The sequence below is a fragment of the Mesorhizobium sp. B3-2-1 genome (assembly GCF_006439515.1).
Classification (GTDB): domain Bacteria; phylum Pseudomonadota; class Alphaproteobacteria; order Rhizobiales; family Rhizobiaceae; genus Mesorhizobium.
Window position 1 is genome coordinate 107,929 of sequence record NZ_VFTI01000002.1, and the last position, 19,904, is coordinate 127,832.

Annotated in this window: 21 protein-coding genes and 1 pseudogene; 11 read left to right on the top strand and 11 right to left on the bottom strand. The window is 62.7% G+C overall.

The annotated features are described in order from the left end of the window. Window positions 1–12: 12 nt before the first annotated feature. Genes tgt through coaD form a run of 7 tightly spaced genes read right to left on the bottom strand, consistent with a single transcriptional unit; the run spans window position 13 to window position 4,596 of the window. A complete protein-coding gene (tgt, locus tag FJW08_RS02350; RefSeq protein WP_140808537.1) occupies window positions 13–1,143 on the bottom strand; it encodes a tRNA guanosine(34) transglycosylase Tgt in 1,131 nt (376 codons plus the stop codon). Continuing rightward, window positions 1,136–1,405, bottom strand: coding sequence for a hypothetical protein (locus FJW08_RS02355; protein ID WP_140808538.1), 270 nt, complete (start codon window positions 1,403–1,405; stop codon window positions 1,136–1,138). Before FJW08_RS02355 ends, tgt begins: the two co-directional genes overlap by 8 nt. Further along, window positions 1,395–2,483, bottom strand: a complete 1,089-nt coding sequence (gene queA / locus FJW08_RS02360) for a tRNA preQ1(34) S-adenosylmethionine ribosyltransferase-isomerase QueA (RefSeq protein WP_140808540.1) — start codon at window positions 2,481–2,483, stop codon at window positions 1,395–1,397. The genes FJW08_RS02355 and queA overlap by 11 nt, the downstream gene beginning before the upstream one ends. Window positions 2,484–2,489: 6 nt before the next feature. After that, window positions 2,490–2,939, bottom strand: coding sequence for a DMT family transporter (locus FJW08_RS02365; protein ID WP_140808542.1), 450 nt, complete (start codon window positions 2,937–2,939; stop codon window positions 2,490–2,492). 12 nt (window positions 2,940–2,951) lie between these two features. Beyond that, window positions 2,952–3,464 (bottom strand): peptidylprolyl isomerase, encoded by a 513-nt coding sequence (locus FJW08_RS02370; protein ID WP_015317720.1) that lies wholly within the window; start codon window positions 3,462–3,464, stop codon window positions 2,952–2,954. A gap of 26 nt (window positions 3,465–3,490) precedes the next feature. Beyond that, window positions 3,491–4,078: a peptidylprolyl isomerase gene (locus tag FJW08_RS02375; RefSeq protein WP_140808544.1), complete on the bottom strand. Its 588-nt coding sequence runs from the start codon at window positions 4,076–4,078 to the stop codon at window positions 3,491–3,493. Between the two features lie 17 nt (window positions 4,079–4,095). After that, a complete protein-coding gene (gene coaD / locus FJW08_RS02380; protein WP_140808546.1) occupies window positions 4,096–4,596 on the bottom strand; it encodes a pantetheine-phosphate adenylyltransferase in 501 nt (166 codons plus the stop codon). A gap of 195 nt (window positions 4,597–4,791) precedes the next feature. Between coaD and FJW08_RS02385 the strand changes: the two genes are divergently transcribed. Further along, on the top strand, window positions 4,792–4,944 hold the full coding sequence (locus FJW08_RS02385; RefSeq protein ID WP_084636784.1) for a hypothetical protein: 153 nt from the start codon (window positions 4,792–4,794) through the stop codon (window positions 4,942–4,944). A gap of 68 nt (window positions 4,945–5,012) precedes the next feature. On the opposite strand, the gene gyrA is transcribed toward FJW08_RS02385, so the two are convergent. Then, window positions 5,013–7,814, bottom strand: coding sequence for a DNA gyrase subunit A (gyrA, locus tag FJW08_RS02390; RefSeq protein ID WP_140808548.1), 2,802 nt, complete (start codon window positions 7,812–7,814; stop codon window positions 5,013–5,015). A 174-nt stretch (window positions 7,815–7,988) separates the two neighbouring features. Between gyrA and FJW08_RS02395 the strand changes: the two genes are divergently transcribed. After that, window positions 7,989–9,728 (top strand): SulP family inorganic anion transporter, encoded by a 1,740-nt coding sequence (locus FJW08_RS02395; protein ID WP_246682167.1) that lies wholly within the window; start codon window positions 7,989–7,991, stop codon window positions 9,726–9,728. Continuing rightward, on the top strand, window positions 9,716–10,336 hold the full coding sequence (locus FJW08_RS02400) for a ParB-like protein (RefSeq protein ID WP_140757522.1): 621 nt from the start codon (window positions 9,716–9,718) through the stop codon (window positions 10,334–10,336). Before FJW08_RS02395 ends, FJW08_RS02400 begins: the two co-directional genes overlap by 13 nt. Before the next feature lie 23 nt (window positions 10,337–10,359). On the opposite strand, the pseudogene FJW08_RS02405 reads toward FJW08_RS02400, so the two are convergent. Next, a pseudogene (locus FJW08_RS02405) lies at window positions 10,360–11,192 on the bottom strand (AraC family transcriptional regulator). Between the two features lie 85 nt (window positions 11,193–11,277). Between FJW08_RS02405 and FJW08_RS02410 the strand changes: the two are divergent. From FJW08_RS02410 to FJW08_RS02420, 3 genes are all read left to right on the top strand, one after another. Next, window positions 11,278–11,811: a hypothetical protein gene (locus FJW08_RS02410; RefSeq protein WP_140808552.1), complete on the top strand. Its 534-nt coding sequence runs from the start codon at window positions 11,278–11,280 to the stop codon at window positions 11,809–11,811. Window positions 11,812–11,911: 100 nt separating this feature from the next. Next, window positions 11,912–12,427 (top strand): hypothetical protein, encoded by a 516-nt coding sequence (locus tag FJW08_RS02415; protein ID WP_246682185.1) that lies wholly within the window; start codon window positions 11,912–11,914, stop codon window positions 12,425–12,427. 120 nt (window positions 12,428–12,547) lie between these two features. Continuing rightward, complete coding sequence (locus FJW08_RS02420) at window positions 12,548–13,177, top strand: MarC family protein (protein ID WP_140808554.1); 630 nt, start codon at window positions 12,548–12,550, stop codon at window positions 13,175–13,177. A gap of 10 nt (window positions 13,178–13,187) precedes the next feature. Here FJW08_RS02420 and FJW08_RS02425 read toward each other — a convergent pair whose 3' ends face one another. Beyond that, entirely contained in the window at window positions 13,188–13,598 is a 411-nt protein-coding gene (locus FJW08_RS02425) for an OsmC family protein (protein ID WP_140808555.1), read from the bottom strand. Window positions 13,599–13,727: 129 nt separating this feature from the next. Beyond that, window positions 13,728–14,252 carry a single-stranded DNA-binding protein gene (locus tag FJW08_RS02430; protein WP_140808557.1) on the bottom strand — a complete coding sequence of 175 codons (525 nt, stop codon included), beginning with the start codon at window positions 14,250–14,252 and terminating at the stop codon, window positions 13,728–13,730. A gap of 225 nt (window positions 14,253–14,477) precedes the next feature. Here FJW08_RS02430 and FJW08_RS02435 point away from each other — a divergent pair, with 225 nt between their 5' ends. From FJW08_RS02435 to uvrA, 5 genes are all read left to right on the top strand, one after another. Further along, window positions 14,478–14,792, top strand: coding sequence for a metalloregulator ArsR/SmtB family transcription factor (locus FJW08_RS02435; RefSeq protein ID WP_140808558.1), 315 nt, complete (start codon window positions 14,478–14,480; stop codon window positions 14,790–14,792). Then, a complete protein-coding gene (locus tag FJW08_RS02440) occupies window positions 14,789–15,250 on the top strand; it encodes an SRPBCC domain-containing protein (RefSeq protein ID WP_140808560.1) in 462 nt (153 codons plus the stop codon). Before FJW08_RS02435 ends, FJW08_RS02440 begins: the two co-directional genes overlap by 4 nt. Window positions 15,251–15,273: 23 nt before the next feature. Beyond that, entirely contained in the window at window positions 15,274–15,879 is a 606-nt protein-coding gene (locus FJW08_RS02445; protein ID WP_140757529.1) for an ATP-dependent Clp protease proteolytic subunit, read from the top strand. An 88-nt stretch (window positions 15,880–15,967) separates the two neighbouring features. Then, window positions 15,968–16,267 carry a hypothetical protein gene (locus FJW08_RS02450; RefSeq protein WP_140808562.1) on the top strand — a complete coding sequence of 100 codons (300 nt, stop codon included), beginning with the start codon at window positions 15,968–15,970 and terminating at the stop codon, window positions 16,265–16,267. A 691-nt stretch (window positions 16,268–16,958) separates the two neighbouring features. After that, window positions 16,959–19,880, top strand: coding sequence for an excinuclease ABC subunit UvrA (gene uvrA / locus FJW08_RS02455; RefSeq protein ID WP_140808563.1), 2,922 nt, complete (start codon window positions 16,959–16,961; stop codon window positions 19,878–19,880). Window positions 19,881–19,904 lie beyond the last annotated feature (24 nt).

A 19,904-nucleotide genomic window follows, 5' to 3' on the forward strand; every position in this document is an offset into this window, starting at 1 on the left:
AGCGTCGGAGCGTTACACCCCCGGGATATCGCCCCTCGCCCAGCCTTCGCTGATCTCGGCGCCACGTGCCTCGAACCTGCCCGTTTCGATCGCGGCCCGGATGTCCTGCATCAGCATCTGGTAGTAGGAAAGGTTGTTCCAGGTCAGCAGCATCGCCCCGAGCGCCTCCTGCGAGCGCACCAGATGGTGCAGATAGGCGCGCGAATAGTCGCGCGCCGCGGGGCAATCGCTCTCTTCGTCGAGCGGGCGCGGATCGTCGGCGTGGCGGGCGTTGCGCAGATTGACCTTGCCGCGCCTGGTATAGGCAAGACCATGCCGGCCGGCTCGCGTCGGCATCACGCAGTCGAACATGTCGATGCCGCGCGCCACCGATTTCAGGATATCGTCCGGCGTGCCCACGCCCATCAGGTAGCGCGGCTTGTTGTCGGGCAGTTCCGGGCACGTGATGTCGAGCATATCGAGCATCACCGCTTGCGGCTCGCCGACAGCCAGGCCGCCGACAGCATAGCCCTTGAGGTTCATCGCACTCAGCGCCTGCGCCGAGCGCACCCTGAGCGCGGCGTTGTCGCCACCCTGCACGATGCCGAACATCGCCTTGCCTGGCTGGTCGCCGAACGCCGTCTTGCAGCGTGCCGCCCAGCGCAGCGACAGTTCCATGGCGCGCTCGATCTCTTTCACCTCGGCGGGCAGCGCCGTGCATTCGTCGAGCTGCATCTGGATGTCGGAATCGAGCAATCCTTGAATTTCTATGGAGCGCTCCGGTGACATTTCATAAGCCGCGCCATCGATGTGCGAACGGAAGGTGACGCTTTTCTCGGTCAGCTTCCTCAGCTTCGACAGCGACATCACCTGGAATCCGCCGCTGTCGGTCAGGATCGGATGCGGCCAGCGGGCTAATTCGTGCAGACCGCCGAGCCGCGCCACGCGCTCGGCCCCGGGCCGCAGCATCAGGTGATAGGTGTTGCCAAGGATGATGTCGGCGCCGACGCCGCGCACCTGGTCCATGTACATGGCCTTGACCGTGCCACCGGTGCCGACCGGCATGAAGGCCGGCGTGCGGATTTCGCCGCGCGGCATGTCGATCAGGCCGCGCCGCGCCTTGCCATCGGTCGCCAGCACCTTGAAGCTGAACGTCTCAGTCATTGAATTCCTTGTCGTGGACCGGCGCATCCGGCGCCTGCCTGTCGAGCGATTGACGGTACCGGATGCAGCCTCGCATGAATTTGGGCCAGGGCGGCACGGCGATCGATGGCTCGGTCTTCTCAGGCAGCAGGTCCCACAGATCGGGGTGATGCCAGCACAGATCGTGGCCTGATGTATCGCGGTGCGCGCGAATGCCGGCGCGGAGCTTTTTCACTTCCGCGATCAGGCTCTCGCCATCGAGGGTTTGCAGATCATCGTCCATCGCTCATCTCCGCTCGGTAAAGCAGGCTTGCGTCGCCATAGGAGTAGAACCTGTAACGGTTCGCGATGGCATGCGCATAGGCGGCACGCATCGTGTCGAGGCCGCTGAAGGCCGAGACAAGCATGAACAATGTCGAGCGCGGCAGATGGAAATTGGTCATCAGCATGTCGGCGGTGCGAAAGCGGTAACCGGGCGTGATGAAGATGTCGGTCGGTCCGGACCATGGCGCCAGCGTGCCGTCTTCACGCGCCGCGCTCTCCAGCAGGCGCAGCGAGGTCGTACCGACGGCAACGATGCGCCCGCCCCTCGCCTTCGCGGCGTTGAGCGCCTCGGCGGTCGCCGCGCTGACCGAGCCGATCTCGGCATGCATCTTGTGGTCGGCGGTGTCGTCCGCTTTCACCGGCAGGAACGTACCGGCGCCGACATGAAGCGTGACGAAGTGGCGTTCGATGCCCTTGGCATCCAGCGCCGCGAAAAGCTCCGGCGTGAAATGCAGGCCCGCGGTGGGTGCCGCTACCGCACCCTCCTCCCGGGCATAGATGGTCTGGTAATCGGCACGATCGCGCTCGTCGTCGTCGCGCTTCGAGGCGATGTAGGGCGGCAGCGGAATGTGGCCGACCGCGTGCAGCGCTTCGTCGAGGAAAGGCCCGGATAGATCAAAGCCGAGCAGCGCTTCACCGCCCTCGCCTTTTTCGATCACGGTGGCGTCGAGCTGGCCGAGGAAACAGGAATTGCCGTCATGGCCGAAATGGACGCGGTCGCCGGCGGCGATGCGCTTTCCCGGCCGCATGAACGCCAGCCAACGGTCAGGAGCCATGCGCATGTGCAGCGTGGCCTCGACCTGCGCTTGTGCTTCGCCGCGCCGCCTGATGCCCTTCAGCTGCGCTGGAATGACCTTGGTGTCGTTGAAGACCAGCACGTCGCCGGCGCCGAGCAAGGACGGCAGATCGCCAACCGTCCGGTCCTCCAGCTCCTCGCCCGGCTTGATGACGAGCATTTTGGCGCTGTCGCGCGGTTCCGCCGGGCGAAGCGCGATACGCTCCTCCGGCAGGTCGAAATCAAAGAGGTCGACGCGCATCGGGAATCAAAACAGCCGAACGAGCAGCGCTCCGGCCAGCAGAAGCACCGCGCCGGCGATCCGGCCGAGCGAGATTTCACGCACCGCAACGCCAAGGAAGCCGATGCGGTCGATGAGCATGCCGGCGATCAACTGACCGGCCACTAGGAACGCCATCAGGGCGGCCGCACCGATGCGCGGCGTCAGGATGGTTGAAAGCGTGACGTAGAAGCCGCCGAGCATACCGCCGGCGACGAACAACCACGGCGCCGGCGCCTTCCAGTCGAGCGATATGCCTTGCAGCTTCACCACCGTGACCGAGATGATGCCAAGCACGACCGCGCCCGACAGGAATGAAAACGCGGCCGCCGCGACCGGGAGACCCAGGCCGCGTGCAAGCTGCGAGTTGATCGGCGCCTGAATGGCAATGAAGGCGCCGGACAGGATGCCGAGAAGCGACCAGACGACGCCCATCATTGTCGTTTCGCCTTACTTGACGTCTGCCGCGACCTTCAGCGACACGATCTTGTCGGGATCCTGCACCGGCTCGCCGCGCTTGATCTTGTCGACATTGTCCATGCCTTCGATGACCTGGCCCCAGACCGTGTACTGGCGGTTGAGGAAAGCGGCATCGTCGAAGCAGATGAAGAACTGCGAGTTGGCCGAGTTCGGGTTCTGCGAACGAGCCATCGAACAGGTGCCGCGCCCGTGGTTCGCGTTGGAGAACTCAGCCTTCAGGTCAGGCTTTTCAGAGCCGCCCATGCCAGCGCGCGACGGTGCAAACGAGGGCTTGCTCGAATTGCCGAACTTGACGTCGCCGGTCTGCGCCATGAAGCCTTCGATGACGCGATGGAAGACGACGCCGTCATAGGCGCCTTCGCGCGCCAGTTCCTTGATGCGGGCGACATGGCCGGGGGCCAAATCGGGAAACAGTTCGATGACGACCTTGCCCTTGGTCGTTTCCATGATGAGCGCGTTCTCGCGATCCTTGATCTCAGCCATGTTAGATATCCTTTTGAAAAATTGAATTATTTGTCAGCGGCGATGCGCACTTTGATCATCCGGTCGGGCTCGGTGACCGTGCCGTTGTCCGCCTCGTCGCCCTTCTTGATCTTGTCGACCAGGTCCATGCCGCTGACGACATTGCCGACGATGGTGTACTGGCCATCGAGCGGCGGTGCCGGTGCGAACATGATGAAGAACTGCGAATTGGCGGAGTTCGGATCCTGCGAGCGGGCCATGCCGACCACGCCACGCTTGTAGTGCTCGGTCTGCGAGAATTCGGCCGGCAGGTCGGGCAGGTCCGAGCCGCCGGTGCCGACGGCCTGGGCATTGAAACCCTTCTCCATGTTGCCGAACTTGACGTCGCCGGTCTGCGCCATGAAGCCGTCGATGACGCGATGGAAAGCGACATTGTCATAGGCATGATCGCGCACCAGCTTCTTGATCTGGGCAACATGCTTGGGCGCCAGGTCGGGGCGCAGCGCGACGGTCACGTCGCCATCTTTCAGCGTGATGACCATGGTGTTTTCCGGATCGGCGGCATAGGCCGAAGCGGACGCGGTCAAAAGACCGGCGAGCACAACAAAGAATGAGGCGAGCCTTTTGAGCTGCATGAGGATTTTCTCCGAGCTTATTTCGCGAATTTTGCGGTGAGCGCACCGGCCACCGCCGCCGGCACGAAGGGGCGGATGTCGCCACCCATCGAGGCTATCTGGCGCACAAGTGTGGCGGTAATGGTTCGCACCGACGGGCTGGCGGGCAGGAAAACCGTCTGCAGCTCCGACGCCATGGTTTCGTTCATGCCGGCCATCTGCATTTCGTAGTCGAGGTCGGTGCCGTCGCGCAGACCGCGGATCATGATCGAGGCGCCTTCTCTTCTGGCGGCATCGATCACCAGCCCATCGAAGGCTACGACCTTGATGCGGGTGCCATCGCTGCCGAATTCGGCTTTCGTGGCGGCTTCGATCAACCGCACCCGCTCTTCGAAGGAAAACAGCGCCTTCTTGCCCGGATGAATGCCGATTGCGGCATAAACGATGTCGGCAACGGCCAGCGATGCTTTCAGCACATCGAGATGGCCGTTGGTCAGCGGGTCGAAGGAGCCGGCATATAGGGCGATGCGTTCGGTCATGCGGGAGCTTCTAGCGAGCCTCTCTCACAAAGGCAAATCCGATCAGCAGGCGGCCCGTGAACCTTTTCCGGCACATGAACGACAGATGAATACGCTGATCACGAAGCCTTCACGCAGCGTTCACTAGGTTCCACCCTTAATAAGATGAAACCAAACTCCCATATATCCGTTGGTAAGACGCAGGAGAACACGCACATGCTGATCTACATGCTCGCCACAGCGATGACCGTCGCCATGCTGATCGCCACAGTATTCGGGCTGCATCAGGAGGCACAGCGCATCCGCGTCAAGGCAACCACCAAGCGCTTCGAAGGCTTCGGCTCGCGCAAGCCGTATCGTCACTACTAAGTCAGTCTTGACTTGCTGCCGCGCCCGGCGACTAGGCCGGCGTTGCTATGTCAAACCCGCCCCAGGAGCTATTCGGCGCTATCCGGACCGTCAGTCGTCGAATTGGGCTCCGCGCCATCCTCGACGGCCTCCTCCACTTCCTCGTCCGATTGCGGCTCCGAGATTCGCTCGACCGAAACCACCTTTTCACCTTCAGCCGTGTTGAAGATGGTCACGCCCTTGGTGGCGCGGCTGGCGAAACGGATGCCGTTGACGGGCACCCGAATGACGGTGCCGCCGTCCGAAACCAGCATGATCTGATCGTCGTTGCCGACCGGGAAAGTTGCCACCAGACGGCCGATTTCGGCCGTCTTCGAGACATCTGTGGCTCGGATGCCCTTGCCGCCACGCCCGGTCAGGCGGAAATCATAGGACGAAGAGCGCTTGCCGTAGCCATATTCAGTCACTGTCAGCACGTATTGTTCGTGCATCTTGAGGAACTCGTAGCGTTCGTCTGAAAGCTCCGTCTCCTCGCCGACCTCTTCGTTGGTCAGCGCGATCTCTTCCTCTTCACCGGCGGCGATACCGGCGGCGAGCCGCCGTTCGGCCGCCGCCCGCTTGAGATAGGCGGCCCGTTCGGCCGGCGGCGCATCGACATTCTCGATCACCGACATTGAGATGATGCGGTCGGTGTCTGCCATGGTGATGCCGCGCACACCGACAGAGTTGCGGCTCTGGAAGACGCGCACGTCGCCGACCGAGAAGCGGATGCACTGGCCGGAGCTGGCGGTCAAAAGCACGTCGTCATTGTCGGTGCAGGTCTCGACGCCGAGGATCTCGTCGCCCTCCTCCTCCAGCTTCATGGCGATCTTGCCGTTGCGGTTGACCTGTACGAAGTCGGACAGTTTGTTGCGGCGCACGGTTCCGCGCGTGGTGGCGAACATCACGTCGAGCTCGCCCCAACTCGTCTCGTCCTCGGGCAGCGGCATGATCGTGGTGATGCGCTCGCCCTGCTCCAGCGGCAGCATGTTGATCAGTGCCTTGCCGCGTGACTGCGGATTGCCGATCGGCAGGCGCCAGACCTTTTCCTTGTAGACGATGCCGCGCGAGGAGAAGAACAGCACCGGCGTGTGCGTGTTGGCGACGAACAACCGGGTGACGAAATCCTCTTCCTTGGTCGACATGCCGGAGCGGCCCTTGCCGCCGCGGCGCTGCGCCCGGTACAGCGAGAGCGGCACGCGCTTGATGTAGCCAGAATGGCTCACCGTCACGACCATGTCCTCGCGCTGGATCAGGTCCTCGTCTTCCATGTCCGCGCCGCCGTCGGTGAGCTCGGTGCGGCGTGGCGTGCCGAACTCGTCGCGTACGGCGGCGAGCTCGTCCTTGACGATCTGCTGAATGCGCGCGCGAGACGACAGGATGTCGAGGTAGTCCTTGATCTCGTCGCCGATCGTGTTCAACTCATCCGCGATTTCGTCGCGGCCGAGCGCGGTCAGGCGCTGCAGGCGCAGTTCGAGGATGGCGCGCGCCTGTTCCTCGGACAGATTGTAGGTACCGTCCTCGTTGATGCGGTGGCGCGGATCGTCGATCAGAAGGATCAGCGATTCGACGTCACCCGCGGGCCAGCGCCGCTCCATCAACTGCTCGCGCGCCGTCTGCGGATCCGGCGCGGTGCGGATAAGCTTGATCACTTCATCGATGTTGGCGACGGCGATTGCCAGACCAACCAGCACATGGGCGCGGTCGCGCGCCTTGCGGAGCAGGAACTTTGTCCGCCGGCTGATCACCTCCTCGCGGAAGGTGACGAACGCCGTCAGCATGTCGATCAGGTTCAGCAGTTCCGGTTTGCCGCCGTTCAGCGCCACCATATTGGCGCCGAAAGACGTCTGCAGCGGGGTGAACCGGTAGAGCTGGTTGAGGACGACGTCGGCAACGGCGTCACGCTTGAGCTCGATGACGACACGATAACCCTGACGGTCGCTTTCGTCGCGGATGTCGGAAATACCCTCGACGCGCTTGTCGCGCACCAGTTCGGCCATCTTCTCGATCATCGAGGCCTTGTTCACCTGATAGGGAACCTCGGTGATGATGATCGATTCGCGGTCGTTGCCGCGCTGTTCGATGTTGACCTTGCCGCGCATGACGATGGAGCCGCGGCCGGTGGAATAGGCGCTGTAGATACCGGAGCGGCCAAGCACGATGCCGCCGGTCGGGAAATCGGGGCCCGGAATGATCTCCATCAGCGCCGGCAGGTCGATCGCCGGATTGTCGATGACGGCGATGGCGGCGTTACAGACTTCGCCGAGATTGTGTGGCGGGATGTTGGTGGCCATGCCGACGGCAATGCCGCCCGAGCCGTTGACCAGCAGATTGGGAAAGCGCGCCGGCAGAACCTTCGGCTCGGTGTCCGAGGCATCATATGTGTCCTGGAAATCGACGGTATCCTTGTCGATATCCTCCAGCAGCTCATGCGCGACCTTGGTCAGGCGCGATTCGGTATAGCGCATCGCGGCCGGCGGATCGCCGTCGATCGAGCCGAAATTGCCTTGCCCGTCGATCAACGGCACGCGCAACGACCAGTCCTGCGCCATGCGTACCAAGGCGTCATAGATCGAGGCGTCGCCATGCGGATGGTATTTACCCATCACGTCGGCGACCGGACGCGCCGACTTCACATATTTGCGGTTCCAGTGGTAGCCGCTCTCATGCGCCGCATAGAGAATGCGACGGTGCACTGGCTTCAGGCCGTCGCGGACATCGGGCAACGCACGGCTGACGATCACGCTCATGGCGTAAGAAAGATAAGAACTCTGCATCTCCTCTATGATGGAGATGGGTTCGATGCCGGTGGGGCCGCCGTCGGCGCCGCGCGGTGTCTTTTGGTCGGTCAAATCGGATCACAATCTAAACAGGAATCACTCGCTGCTTATATAGGAAGCGAGGCTGAAACTCCAATGTCCGCGGCACTTTTCCAGTGTCATTTTTAGTGGTAATTTCAAAAGGATACCGCTAATTGCGACGATATGGCCACGGCGCTTTCGCCGCCAGTAAGGCAAAAGCCGGCAATGGACCGTTTCCCCCAGTCGAAAGCAGCGAGCGCGATGGGCCTGAGCTCGTGGCTGCCTTTGCGGGCGCTGCGCGGTTGGACACCGCGGGATCTCAATGGCGATCTGATCGCCGGTATGACACTGGCCGCGATCGCCATTCCCGAACAGATGGCGACAGCCAGGCTCGGCGGCTTTGCGCCCGAGGTCGGGTTTTTCGCCTTTGTCGCCGGTTCGGTGGCATTTGCGCTGTTCGGCGCCAATCGCCACCTTTCGGCCGGCGCGGATTCGACCATCACGCCTTTGTTTGCCGGCGGCCTCGCCATGCTGGCCGCGTCCGGTTCGCCGCACTATCTGGCGCTGGCCGCCATACTGGCGCTGATGGTCGGGCTGATTGTGACGTTGAGCGGCATTCTTCGCCTTGGCTGGGTTGCCGATCTTTTGTCGGTTCCGGTCACCACGGGATTTCTGGCCGGCATCGCCGTCCACATCATCGTTTCACAGATGCCCGGACTGCTCGGCTTGCCCTCCGAGAGCGGTGAAACCTTACGACGTGTCGGCGAGATTGCCGGCAGTCTCCATCTCACCAATCCCTGGAGCCTCGGGCTCGGCCTTGGCGTGTTCGCGATCGTCCTTGGCGCCGACCACATCAGCCCCCGCATTCCCGGCGCCTTGATTGGCATGGTGCTTGCCACGACAGCGGTCGCCGTCTTCGGCCTCGAGGATCGTGGCGTCGAGGTGCTTGGCGCCCTGCCCAATGGACTGCCGCACGCCGGACTGCCGCTTGCCAGTCTCAACGATGTGCAGGCGCTCGTTCCGCTGGCATTGTTGATCGCCATCGTCGTCATGGTGCAGACGGCCGCCACGTCCCGCTCCTTCGCCCAGCAGGGCGACGCGCCCGACGTCAATCGCGATTTCGTTGGTGTCGGCGCTGGCAGCATCGCGTCCAGCCTGTTCGGCGCCTTCGCCGTCAACGCCAGCCCACCACGCACGGCAATCGTCTCCCAGTCGGGCGGCCGCTCGCAATTCTCGAGCCTTGTTGCAGCGGCGATCGTTCTGGCCCTTGGCGCCTTTGGCGGCGGTCTGCTCCCCGACGTCCCGCAGGCCGCCCTCGCCGGGGTCCTGATGTTCGTCGCCCAGCACATTTTGCGCTGGAAGGTGTTCGCCAGCGTCTACCGGCAAGCGCCGGTCGAATTCGCATTGATCCTGATCACCATGGCGGCCATCGTCGTGCTGCCCATCGAAACCGGCGTGGCGGTCGGCATCGGCCTCTCGCTGCTGCATGGAATCTGGAGCGCGACCCGGACGCTGCCGATCGAACTGGAACAAGTGCCGGGAACTTCGGTCTGGTGGCCGCCGGCCAAGCCGGGCGCTGGCGAAAAACTCCCCGGCGTGCTGGTCGCGGCGTTCCAGGCGCCATTGTCCTTCGTCAATGCCGACCGTTTCAAACGCGGCTTTTGCGATCTGGTCGACGCCGGCAAGGGCGATGTAAAACTCGTCGTGCTGGAGGCCAGTAACATTGTCGAGATCGACTACACCGCCGCCCAGGCATTGATCGAAACCATCGCCTATTGCCGCAATGCGGGCGCAATATTCGCCATTGCTCGAATGGAGTCGGTGCGTGCCCAAGAAGCCCTTGCAAGGTTCGGCATCATCGATCTCGTCGGCCCGCAACGGATCTTTCACAGTGTCGATGCCGCCATCAGGGCTCTGCATTCCGGCCAGCCGGAAAACCAGGAGAGTACGCCATGGTCGTCCTGAGAGAACCGCTGGTGACCCCGGTTCCGGTCAAGGAACTGCGGCCAACGCAGATTACCGTCGGGATGCGCGAGGTGGACCTCAAACGCCAGCTGATCCGCTCGCAGAGCGCCGCGAAAACAGGCGCTTTTCTGGGCAAGCACATGATCCCAGTCGTGTTGGGGCCAAAAAAGCGCAACTACGTCACCGACCACCATCATCTCGCCCGCGCCCTGATCGACGAAGGTGTCAAGGATGTGCTCGTGACGGTGATCAGCGACCTGTCGGCGCTGGACAAGGACGCGTTCCTTTTCATGCTCGACAACCGCGGCTGGATGCACCCGTTCGATGAAAACGGCCAGCGCCGCGACTATGCCGCCCTGCCAAAGACCATCGGCGAACTGGTCGACGACCCCTACCGGAGCATGGCGGGCGAACTGCGGCGGCTGGGCGGCTATGCCAAGGACACCACCCCGTTCAGCGAATTCCTGTGGGCGGATTTCCTGCGCCGGCGCATCGACAGGAGTGCCGTGGCGAAAAATTTCGACAAGGCGATGAAGGACGCGCTGGTGCTGGCCAAGGGCAAGGACGCCGACTATCTGCCCGGCTGGTGCGGACCGATCATGGACTGATGCCGCGGGTGTGTCGCGACTTTTCAGCGGCGGCCCGCGCGCCTGGCGCGATAGCGGCCCGGCGTCTCGCCCATGACACGCCGAAACCGCCGATTGAAGGTCGCCAGATCGTTGAAACCGGACTCGAAAGCGATTGCCGAGATGGCATCGTTCGATGTGCGCAATCGCACCGCCGTGCGATGCAACCGGGTCCTGAGCAGGTACTGATAGGGCGTCATGCCGGCGATCTGCCTGAAGATGCGCAGGAAATGATAGGGACTGGTCGCGCGGTCCCATCCGCCAGCGCCGGAAGCGAGATCGGTCCGTCGGCATCCACTTCGATCCGCCGTACCGCTTCGGCAACCCTTTTCTGATCGCGGCGGCTTGGCTCGCAACGGGCATGCGTGGCGGCGGAGATCGTGGCCACGGCGGCACCCGCGACGCGCAGGGCGAGTTCCTCGAAGGCGTCCGTGTCGGCCATGTCGCGCGCGGCTTCCGCCTCGGCCAGCAGCGGCGCCAAGGCCGCTAACGGCGGTAGGCGTGGCGCCGCGAAGGCGAGCGTCCGGGCGCCCGGTACGTCGGCCACGATTCGGTCCATATAGGTCGGCCCGAAATGGAAGGAGAGGCAACGGTCGCCGCTGCCGTGCTCGTGGCCGCATTCGTAGCATGTGCCGGAATTGCCGAGCAGGAGGCTGCCTGGCGCGAGCATTGCCGTGCCTTGCTGCGCGCGGTAGCGGAATGAGCCGCTGGTGACCGCCGCGACGCAGAAATCCCGATGCGCTTCCTCGTACGGCCGATCGCCGGCGCTGGCCGTGCAGATTACATCCGCCACGTGCCAACCGGGTCCGGATGCAAGGGTATCCGCAATCGCCGTCATGGCTGAAATATAGCAATTTTTCCCAAGCCCAAAACCCCGTCAGCGCCTATTCCTCGCGGTCTCCTGACAAGAAGAGACCCCAGCCATGTTCGACCAATCCTCGTTTGCCGAAGCCTTGCACAGTCCCGGACCGATCGAAGGGCTTGCCGAAAAACTGAACCTTTACGGCCGCTTCGTCGGCGCCTGGACGTTTGACGCCGCGCGACATCTCGAAGACGGCACGGTGCTGACCGGACGCGGCGAGGTGCATTTCGGCTGGGTGCTCGAAGGCCGCGCCATTCAGGACGTCTGGATCCTGCCCGCGCGTGACGCCGGCCCCTCGCCCTCGCTCGGCAAATGGACCTTTTACGGCACGACGCTGCGAGTCTATGACCCCGGTGTCGATGCTTGGCACATTTTCTGGAGCGATCCGCGCAACCAGTATTTCAGCCGCCAGCTCGGCCGCGCCGAAGGCGACACGATCGTGCAGGTCGGCGCCGATGGCACCGGCTCCTCCGTGCGCTGGAGCTTTTCGCGCATTACCGAAGATTCCTTCCGATGGCTCGGCGAGCGCTCGCACGACGGTGCGGACTGGCACCTCGAAGTCGAGTTCCTGGCGCGGCGGACGGCAACAAGATGAGGCTGTAATACATTGTAAGAATGGAGAAAAACATGTTCGATCATGTCTCAATCGGTGTCCGCGACGCCCAATATACCAGATACGAAAAGGCCTCGTGACTATGGCGATTTCTTCGTTTCTCACCGCTCTTGGATCCGAAGCTCCCACAGCCGATCGAGCGAAAGACATGGAACTGTACGGATGGCTGATCGGAAGCTGGGAAATGGACACGGTCCGCCACCTTGACGATGGCACAATCCAGAAATGGACTGGAGAATGCCATTTCGGCTGGGTGCTCGAAGGCCGCGCGATTCAGGATATCTGGATCAGGCCAAGGCGCCCTGCGCGGTCCACCATGTATGGCACGACTTTGCGCATCTTCGATCCGGGGATCGATGGCTGGCACATCATCTGGAATGATCCGCTCAACCAGGATTACTCGCGCCAGATCGGGCGGGCCGAGGGTAGGGACATTGTCCAGATCGGCGATGACTCGCGCGGTCTGCAAACTCGATGGCGTTTCACCGAGATCACGGCCAACAGCTTCCATTGGATCGGCGAGGAACGACCTTCCGAGAGCGACCCTTGGCAAATCACCTATGAACATTTAGCCCACCGAACAAAGCGCGTCGCCTGAATTGGTTTTCGACTCGACGCGACATACCGCATCGAAGTCTCCAGCCCTCCGACAGTTCCCACTGACCGGGCTTTGCTCTACCAATGCGGGTACGGGCTTGGCCCGGCGGGAGGGTCAGCGATGCCGAGTTTCGACAGCCTGTTCAACGCCTTCGTCACCATTCTCGTGACCATCGATCCGCCTGGCCTGGCGCCTCTGTTCCTGGCCGTGACACGCGGCATGAACCGCGACGAGCGCAGCCAAGTTTCCGTGCGCGCCTCGGTAATCGGTTTCCTGGTGATGGCGCTGTTCGCCGTCGCCGGCGCCTCTATCCTGTCGGTGTTCGGCATCACCTTGCCGGCTTTCCGCGTCGCTGGCGGGTTCCTGCTGTTCTTCATCGCCTTCGAAATGGTCTTCGAGCGCCGGCAGGACCGCAAGGAGAAGATCGGCGACGTCGCCATCACCAAGGACATGATCCACAACATCGCCGCCTTCCCGCTGGCGATCCCGCTGATCGCCGGCCCCGGCGCGATTTCAGCGACGGTGCTGCTCTCCGGTTCGTTTCAGGGCTTTGCGGCGCAGGCGGCCCTGGTCGGCATCATTCTCGTCTGCCTCGTCATAACCTATCTGGTGTTCATGCTGTCGGAACGCATCGACCGCATCCTCGGCCAGACCGGCCGCTCGATCCTGACCCGCCTGCTCGGCGTCATCCTGGCGGCATTGGCGGTGCAGTTCGTGGCAGATGGCATCAAGGCGCTGATGGCCGGTTGAGCCTACCGCCCTACTTCGCCGTGTCGACGATCTCGAAATCATGCGTAAGCGTGGCCGTCTTGGCCATCATGGCGGAAGCCGAGCAGTATTTGTCGATGGAAAGATCGATCGCGCGCTTGACCTTGTCGCGTGACAGCGCACGGCCCTTGACGATGAAATGCATATGGATGCGGGTGAACACCTTCGGGTCGGTCTCGGCCCGGTCGGCTTCGAGTTCGACCACGCAGTCCTCGACCGCCTCGAGGATATGGACGACATCATAGGCCGAGCAGCCGCCGGTGCCGATCAGCACCAGCTCCATCGGGCTCGGTCCCGGCGTCTTGCCTTCCGGACTGGACGCCGTGCCCAGCACGACCTTGTGGCCGCTGCCGGACTCGCCGACGAAGGTGCGCTCCTCGACCCATTTTACCCGTGCCTTCATCGTACCGTCCTTTCAGTCCCTTGATCGCGCCGACTGTCGGCTCATAATCAAAATACAAACCCCGAAAGTCCATGCGGGACCTTCGGGGCATATCAAGCACAAGCATTCGCCGTTTGGTACGGCTTCCGATCAGAACGGAATTTCGTCGTCCAGTTCGCGCGACGAACCGCCGCCACCGCCACCCCTGGGAGCGTTGCCGCCACCGCGGTTGAACCCTTCATTCGGGCTCGACTGGCCGAAATCGGAACCGCGGCTGCTGCTGCCACCGCTGTAGCCGCCGACCTGACCGCCCTCACCCTGGCCGCGCGCGTCGAGCATCTGCAGTTCGCCACGGAATTTCTGCAGCACGACTTCGGTCGTGTATTTGTCGGCACCGGTCTGGTCCTGCCATTTGCGCGTCTGCAGCTGGCCCTCGACATAGACCTTCATGCCCTTCTTCAGATACTGCTCGGCCACCTTGGCGATGCCCTCATTGAAGATGACGACGTTATGCCACTCGGTCTTTTCCTTGCGCTCGCCGGAATTCTTGTCGCGCCAGCTTTCCGAAGTGGCGATGCGGATGTTGACGACCGGCTCGCCCGAATTCAGGCGGCGGATTTCAGGGTCCGCGCCGAGATTGCCGACCAGAATGACCTTGTTGACGCTACCCGCCATGATATTTCTCCGCGCTCATCTCAAACAAATTTTGTCGCAGCACCTTACAGGCTACCGGCGTCAGCCGCCTGCCAAGGCTGGCTTTTCCCACAAGGTTTTTGTTCCCTGTTCGTTCCTATATGCACTGCCGCTGATTGTCAAGGAATGGCAGCAATGCCTCCACGCTGCATATGGGTCTCAAAACAGCGCTTGCCAAATCAATAAGTATCGACTTATGTTTTTGCCATGATCGAAGCAGAGATTTTCCGCGCCCTGGCCGACCCGACGCGCCGCGCCGTCTTCGAGCGTCTCGCGACGAGCGAGATGAGCGTGTCGGAACTGCGCAGCGGCCTCACGGTGTCGCAGCCGGCCGTCTCCCAGCATCTGGCGGTGCTGCGCGGCGCCGGCCTGGTGGTCGAACGGCGTGCCGGCCGCAACGCCTATTACCGCGCCAATCCACAGGGACTTGCCCCGCTGCTCTCCTGGATTGAACGCTATCGGACGTTCTGGCCGGAACGCATCGAAAGACTGAAGGCCGTTTTGAAGGACATGGATCAATGAAGAACCAAAGCGAAGTCGCTCCAGATGCGCTCGAGTTCGAATACGACCTTGCCGAGCCGCCGGAAAAGGTTTGGCGGGCGCTGACCGTGCCGGAATTGCTCGCCGCCTGGATGATGCCGAATGACATTAGGCCTCGGACTGGCAGCCGCTTTGCCTTCGCCGGGTCTGACGCGCCGATCGAATGCGAGATCCTCGACGCCGAGCCCGAGCGCCTGCTGCGCTATTCCTGGCGCGAGCAGTCGGACGATGCGGCGCATCCACTCGACAGCACCGTCACCTTCACGCTCGCCCGTACCGTCTCCGGCGGCACGCATCTGCGCATCGTCCATGACGGCTTTGCCCGCAAGACGATGCCCGCAGTTGCGATGGCTGGCGCCGGCTGCCGGCTTTCGCTGCGCGGGGCCGGAAAACCTATCGCCGCGAACACACCACGCCTTCAGCTGCTGCGCGCGGCCTGAACACGGAAAATCGGAGAAGAAAAATGAGTGGTGTTGCCAGTCTTGTGCCGATGGTGATCGAGCAATCGAGCCGCGGCGAACGCGCCTTCGACATTTTTTCGCGGCTGCTGCGCGAACGCATCGTGTTCATCAACGGCGAGATCAACGACGACGTCTCGGCGCTGGTCTGCGCGCAGCTTTTGTCGCTGGAGTCGGACAATCCCGAGAAGGAGATCTCGCTCTACATCAACTCGCCCGGTGGCATGGTGACCAGCGGCTTCGCCATCTACGACACGATGCAGTATATCAGCTGTCCGGTGTCGACCGTGTGCATGGGCTTTGCCGCATCGATGGGATCGTTCCTGCTGATGGCGGGTGCGGCCGGGCGCCGCATCGCGCTGCCGAACGCCACCATCCTGCTGCATCAGCCGCTGGGCGGCTTCCAGGGCCAGGCTTCCGACATCCAGCGGCACGCCGAACGCATTGGCCAGACCAAACGCCACATGACCGAACTCTACGCCCAGCATTGTGGCCGCAGCTATGAAGAGGTCGAGCGCACGCTCGACCGCGACCATTTCATGACGGCCCGCGAGGCCCAGGCATGGGGCATTGTCGACCATGTCTTCGACACCCGCAAAAAGGCGGCGTGAAGCAGAGGCCAGATCAGATCCTGTTAGGTGTCGAAAATTTGACGACACCGATCTGGTTCCGCTGGCGGCAGGTCCCTATAACAGGGGCATGACCGACACTCATCGATCCGGAACATCGCACCGTGTCGCAGCCGCCATGGTGCTTGCCATCGTCGGCCTTGCGTCCAGTTCGGCACTTGCAGACGACGCTTCGTTGTCGGCGCAAAAAAGTGCCCTGCCTGGCGTGACCGGCGACTATCGCATCGCCAAGCCGGCCCCGGCGCCCGAACCAGACGACGCGTTCCCCAGCAGCGGCAACGGACAGTTCAAGATCGGCGATACGGATGTCAGGATTTCCGGCAGCATCACCGTCGATGTCGGAGTTGGCGGGATCAAGCCGCCCAGATAGGCAGGCCGCCAACGCAAGCCCTCGCCCAAAAAGAACAGCCCCGCCGTGCCTTGGGCAAACGGACGGGGCTTTTCTGGATTTTTAATCCATTCTTGCCGGGAGTGTACTGCCGGCGTTTGATTTCGGATGCTTCGCGGCATTCAGCCGACGATCCGACCATAGTCTCTGATTTTAAGGGATACGGCAGGTCACGGTTTGTCGGGCGGCGCAAACGCCTGCCTCTGGCACTTATGCCTGCCGCGGCTCCAGTGACAACTGAAGCCCTGGTGGACTATCCGGTGGCGTCATGCTCCGCTCCTGTGTCCATTGCGACATTGTCGTGGCGAAGCGCAAATCACTAATGCCTGCGGCGTCTCGCAGGCCGCCTTGGGGCGGCGAGGCCATCGAAAGACGGCCGGCTTCGCTGACTTCCGAAGACTGCTCCCATGAGTTGGCCGCGTCAACCATCAATAGCCGGTTACGGGAAAACGTGATCGCCGGGAGGTTACGTTCAGGTCAGTTTCCGCACAGCTTTGTCAGGAGCGTGTTCGGCCTTTGTTCTTTCCGCTTGCCCCCTCGCGCGAAAGACGGTTAAACGAGTTCTGTCGGGAGTTGTGGCGTCTCTCGACGTGGCGGCAAAAAGACCTACATAGGGGATGGCTGGGAAAACCCGCCAATCCCACGAATTCCAGATCTGAGGCGGCGACCGGCGATGGCCGACCATAAATTCCTTTCCATTCGCGGGGCGCGCGAACACAATCTGAAGAACGTCGATCTCGACCTGCCGCGTGACAGCCTGATCGTCATGACCGGCCTGTCAGGCTCCGGCAAATCGTCGCTCGCCTTCGACACCATCTATGCCGAGGGCCAGCGCCGCTATGTCGAGAGCCTCTCGGCCTATGCACGGCAATTCCTCGAGATGATGCAGAAGCCCGACGTCGACCAGATCGATGGCCTGTCGCCGGCCATCTCCATCGAGCAGAAGACCACGTCGAAGAACCCGCGTTCGACGGTCGGCACCGTCACCGAGATCTACGACTATATGCGGCTTCTGTTTGCCCGGGTCGGCGTGCCCTATTCGCCGGCCACCGGCCTGCCGATCGAGAGCCAGACGGTCAGCCAGATGGTCGATCGGGTATTGGCGGTCGAGGAAGGCACGCGCCTGTTCCTGCTGGCGCCCATCGTGCGCGGCCGCAAGGGCGAGTACCGCAAGGAACTGCTGGAGTTGCAGAAGAAGGGGTTCCAGCGCGTCAAGGTCGATGGCGTCTTCTATGAAATCGCCGACGTGCCGGCGCTGGACAAGAAATACAAGCACGACATCGACGTCGTCGTCGACCGCATCGTCGTGCGCGGCGACCTTGCGACGCGTCTCGCCGACTCTATCGAGACAGCGCTGAAACTGGCCGAGGGGCTGGCGGTGGCCGAGTTCGCCGACAAGCCGCTCGACGCCAGCCAGACCGGTGAGGATTCGGTCAACAAATCGAAGAACGAGACGCATGAGCGCATCCTGTTCTCGGAGAAATTCGCTTGCCCCGTGTCCGGCTTCACCATTCCGGAGATCGAACCCAGGCTGTTCTCCTTCAACAACCCGTTCGGCGCTTGCCCGACCTGTGACGGTCTCGGCAGCCAGCGCGCCATCGATCCCAACCTCGTCGTGCCCGACGAAAACGTGTCGCTGCGCGACGGCGCCGTCAGCCCGTGGGCGAAGTCAACTTCGCCCTATTACTCGCAGACGCTCGAGGCATTGGGCAAGGCGTACGACTTCAAGCTCGGCGACAAGTTCAAGGATCTTTCGACGCAAGCCCAGGAGGCGATCCTGCGCGGCACCGGCGAGCGCGAAATCACCTTCCAATATGATGACGGACTGCGCTCCTACAAAACCACCAAGACCTTCGAAGGCGTCATCCCCAATCTCGAGCGGCGTTGGAAAGAGACCGAATCCGCCTGGATGCGCGAAGAAATCGAGCGCTTCATGTCGGCAACACCCTGCCCGGTCTGCAAGGGCTACCGGCTGAAGCCAGAAGCGCTGGCGGTGAAGATCGCCGGCAAGCACATTGGCGAGGTCACGGAACAGTCGATCCGCAACGCCGACAAATGGTTCACGGACCTGCCGGCGCAGCTCAACGACAAGCAGAACGAGATCGCTGTCCGCGTCTTGAAGGAAATCCGCGAGCGCCTGCGCTTTCTCAATGATGTCGGGCTCGACTATCTCACCTTGTCGCGCAATTCCGGCACGCTGTCGGGCGGCGAAAGCCAGCGCATCCGGCTGGCCTCGCAGATCGGCTCTGGGCTGACCGGCGTGCTCTATGTGCTGGACGAGCCATCGATCGGCCTGCACCAGCGCGACAACACCCGCCTGCTCGACACGCTCAAGCATCTGCGCGACATCGGCAACACGGTGATCGTCGTCGAGCATGACGAGGACGCCATTCTGCATGCCGACTATGTCGTCGATATGGGCCCGGCCGCCGGCATCCATGGCGGCGAGATCATCGCCCAGGGCACGCCGCAGCAGGTGATGGCCAACCCCAATTCGATCACCGGCAAATATCTGTCGGGCGCGTTGGAGGTGGCGACTCCAGCCATTCGCCGCGAAGCCAAGAAGAACCGGCGGCTGAAGATCGTCGGCGCGCGCGGCAACAATCTGAAGAACGTCACCGCCGAAATCCCGCTCGGCACCTTCACCGCCGTCACCGGCGTGTCGGGCGGCGGCAAGTCGACCTTCCTGATCGAGACGCTGTTCAAGGCGGCTTCGCGCCGTATCATGGGCTCGCGCGAGCATCCGGCCGAGCATGACCGCATCGAGGGGCTGGAATTCCTCGACAAGGTCATCGACATCGACCAGTCGCCCATTGGGCGGACACCGCGTTCGAACCCCGCCACCTATACCGGCGCGTTCACGCCGATCCGCGACTGGTTCGCTGGTCTTCCCGAGGCGAAGGCGCGCGGCTACCAGCCGGGCCGTTTCTCCTTCAACGTCAAGGGCGGCCGCTGCGAGGCCTGCCAGGGCGACGGCGTCATCAAGATCGAGATGCACTTCCTGCCCGATGTCTATGTCACCTGCGACGTCTGCCACGGCAAGCGCTACAACAGAGAGACCCTCGACGTGCTGTTCAAGGGCAAGTCGATCGCCGACGTGCTCGACATGACCGTGGAGGAAGGCGTCGATTTCTTCGCCGCCGTGCCTGGCGTGCGCGACAAGCTGGAGACGCTGAAGCAGGTCGGCCTTGGCTACATCCATATCGGCCAGCAGGCGACGACGCTGTCCGGCGGCGAGGCGCAGCGCATCAAGCTGGCCAAGGAACTGTCGCGCAAGGCAACCGGCAAGACGCTCTACATCCTCGACGAGCCGACCACCGGCCTGCATTTCCACGACGTCGCCAAGCTGTTGGAAGTGCTGCACGAACTGGTCGACCAGGGCAATACGGTGGTCGTCATCGAGCACAATCTCGAAGTGATAAAGACCGCCGACTGGGTGCTGGATCTCGGCCCCGAAGGCGGTGATGGCGGCGGCGAACTGGTCGCCTCCGGCACGCCGGAAGCCATCGTGCGCGAGAAACGCAGCTACACCGGCCAGTTCCTGAAAGAGCTTCTGGAGCGCCGCCCCGGAGGCAAGCGCGAAGCGGCGGAGTGATGACAGAGGATGGTCTGATCACGG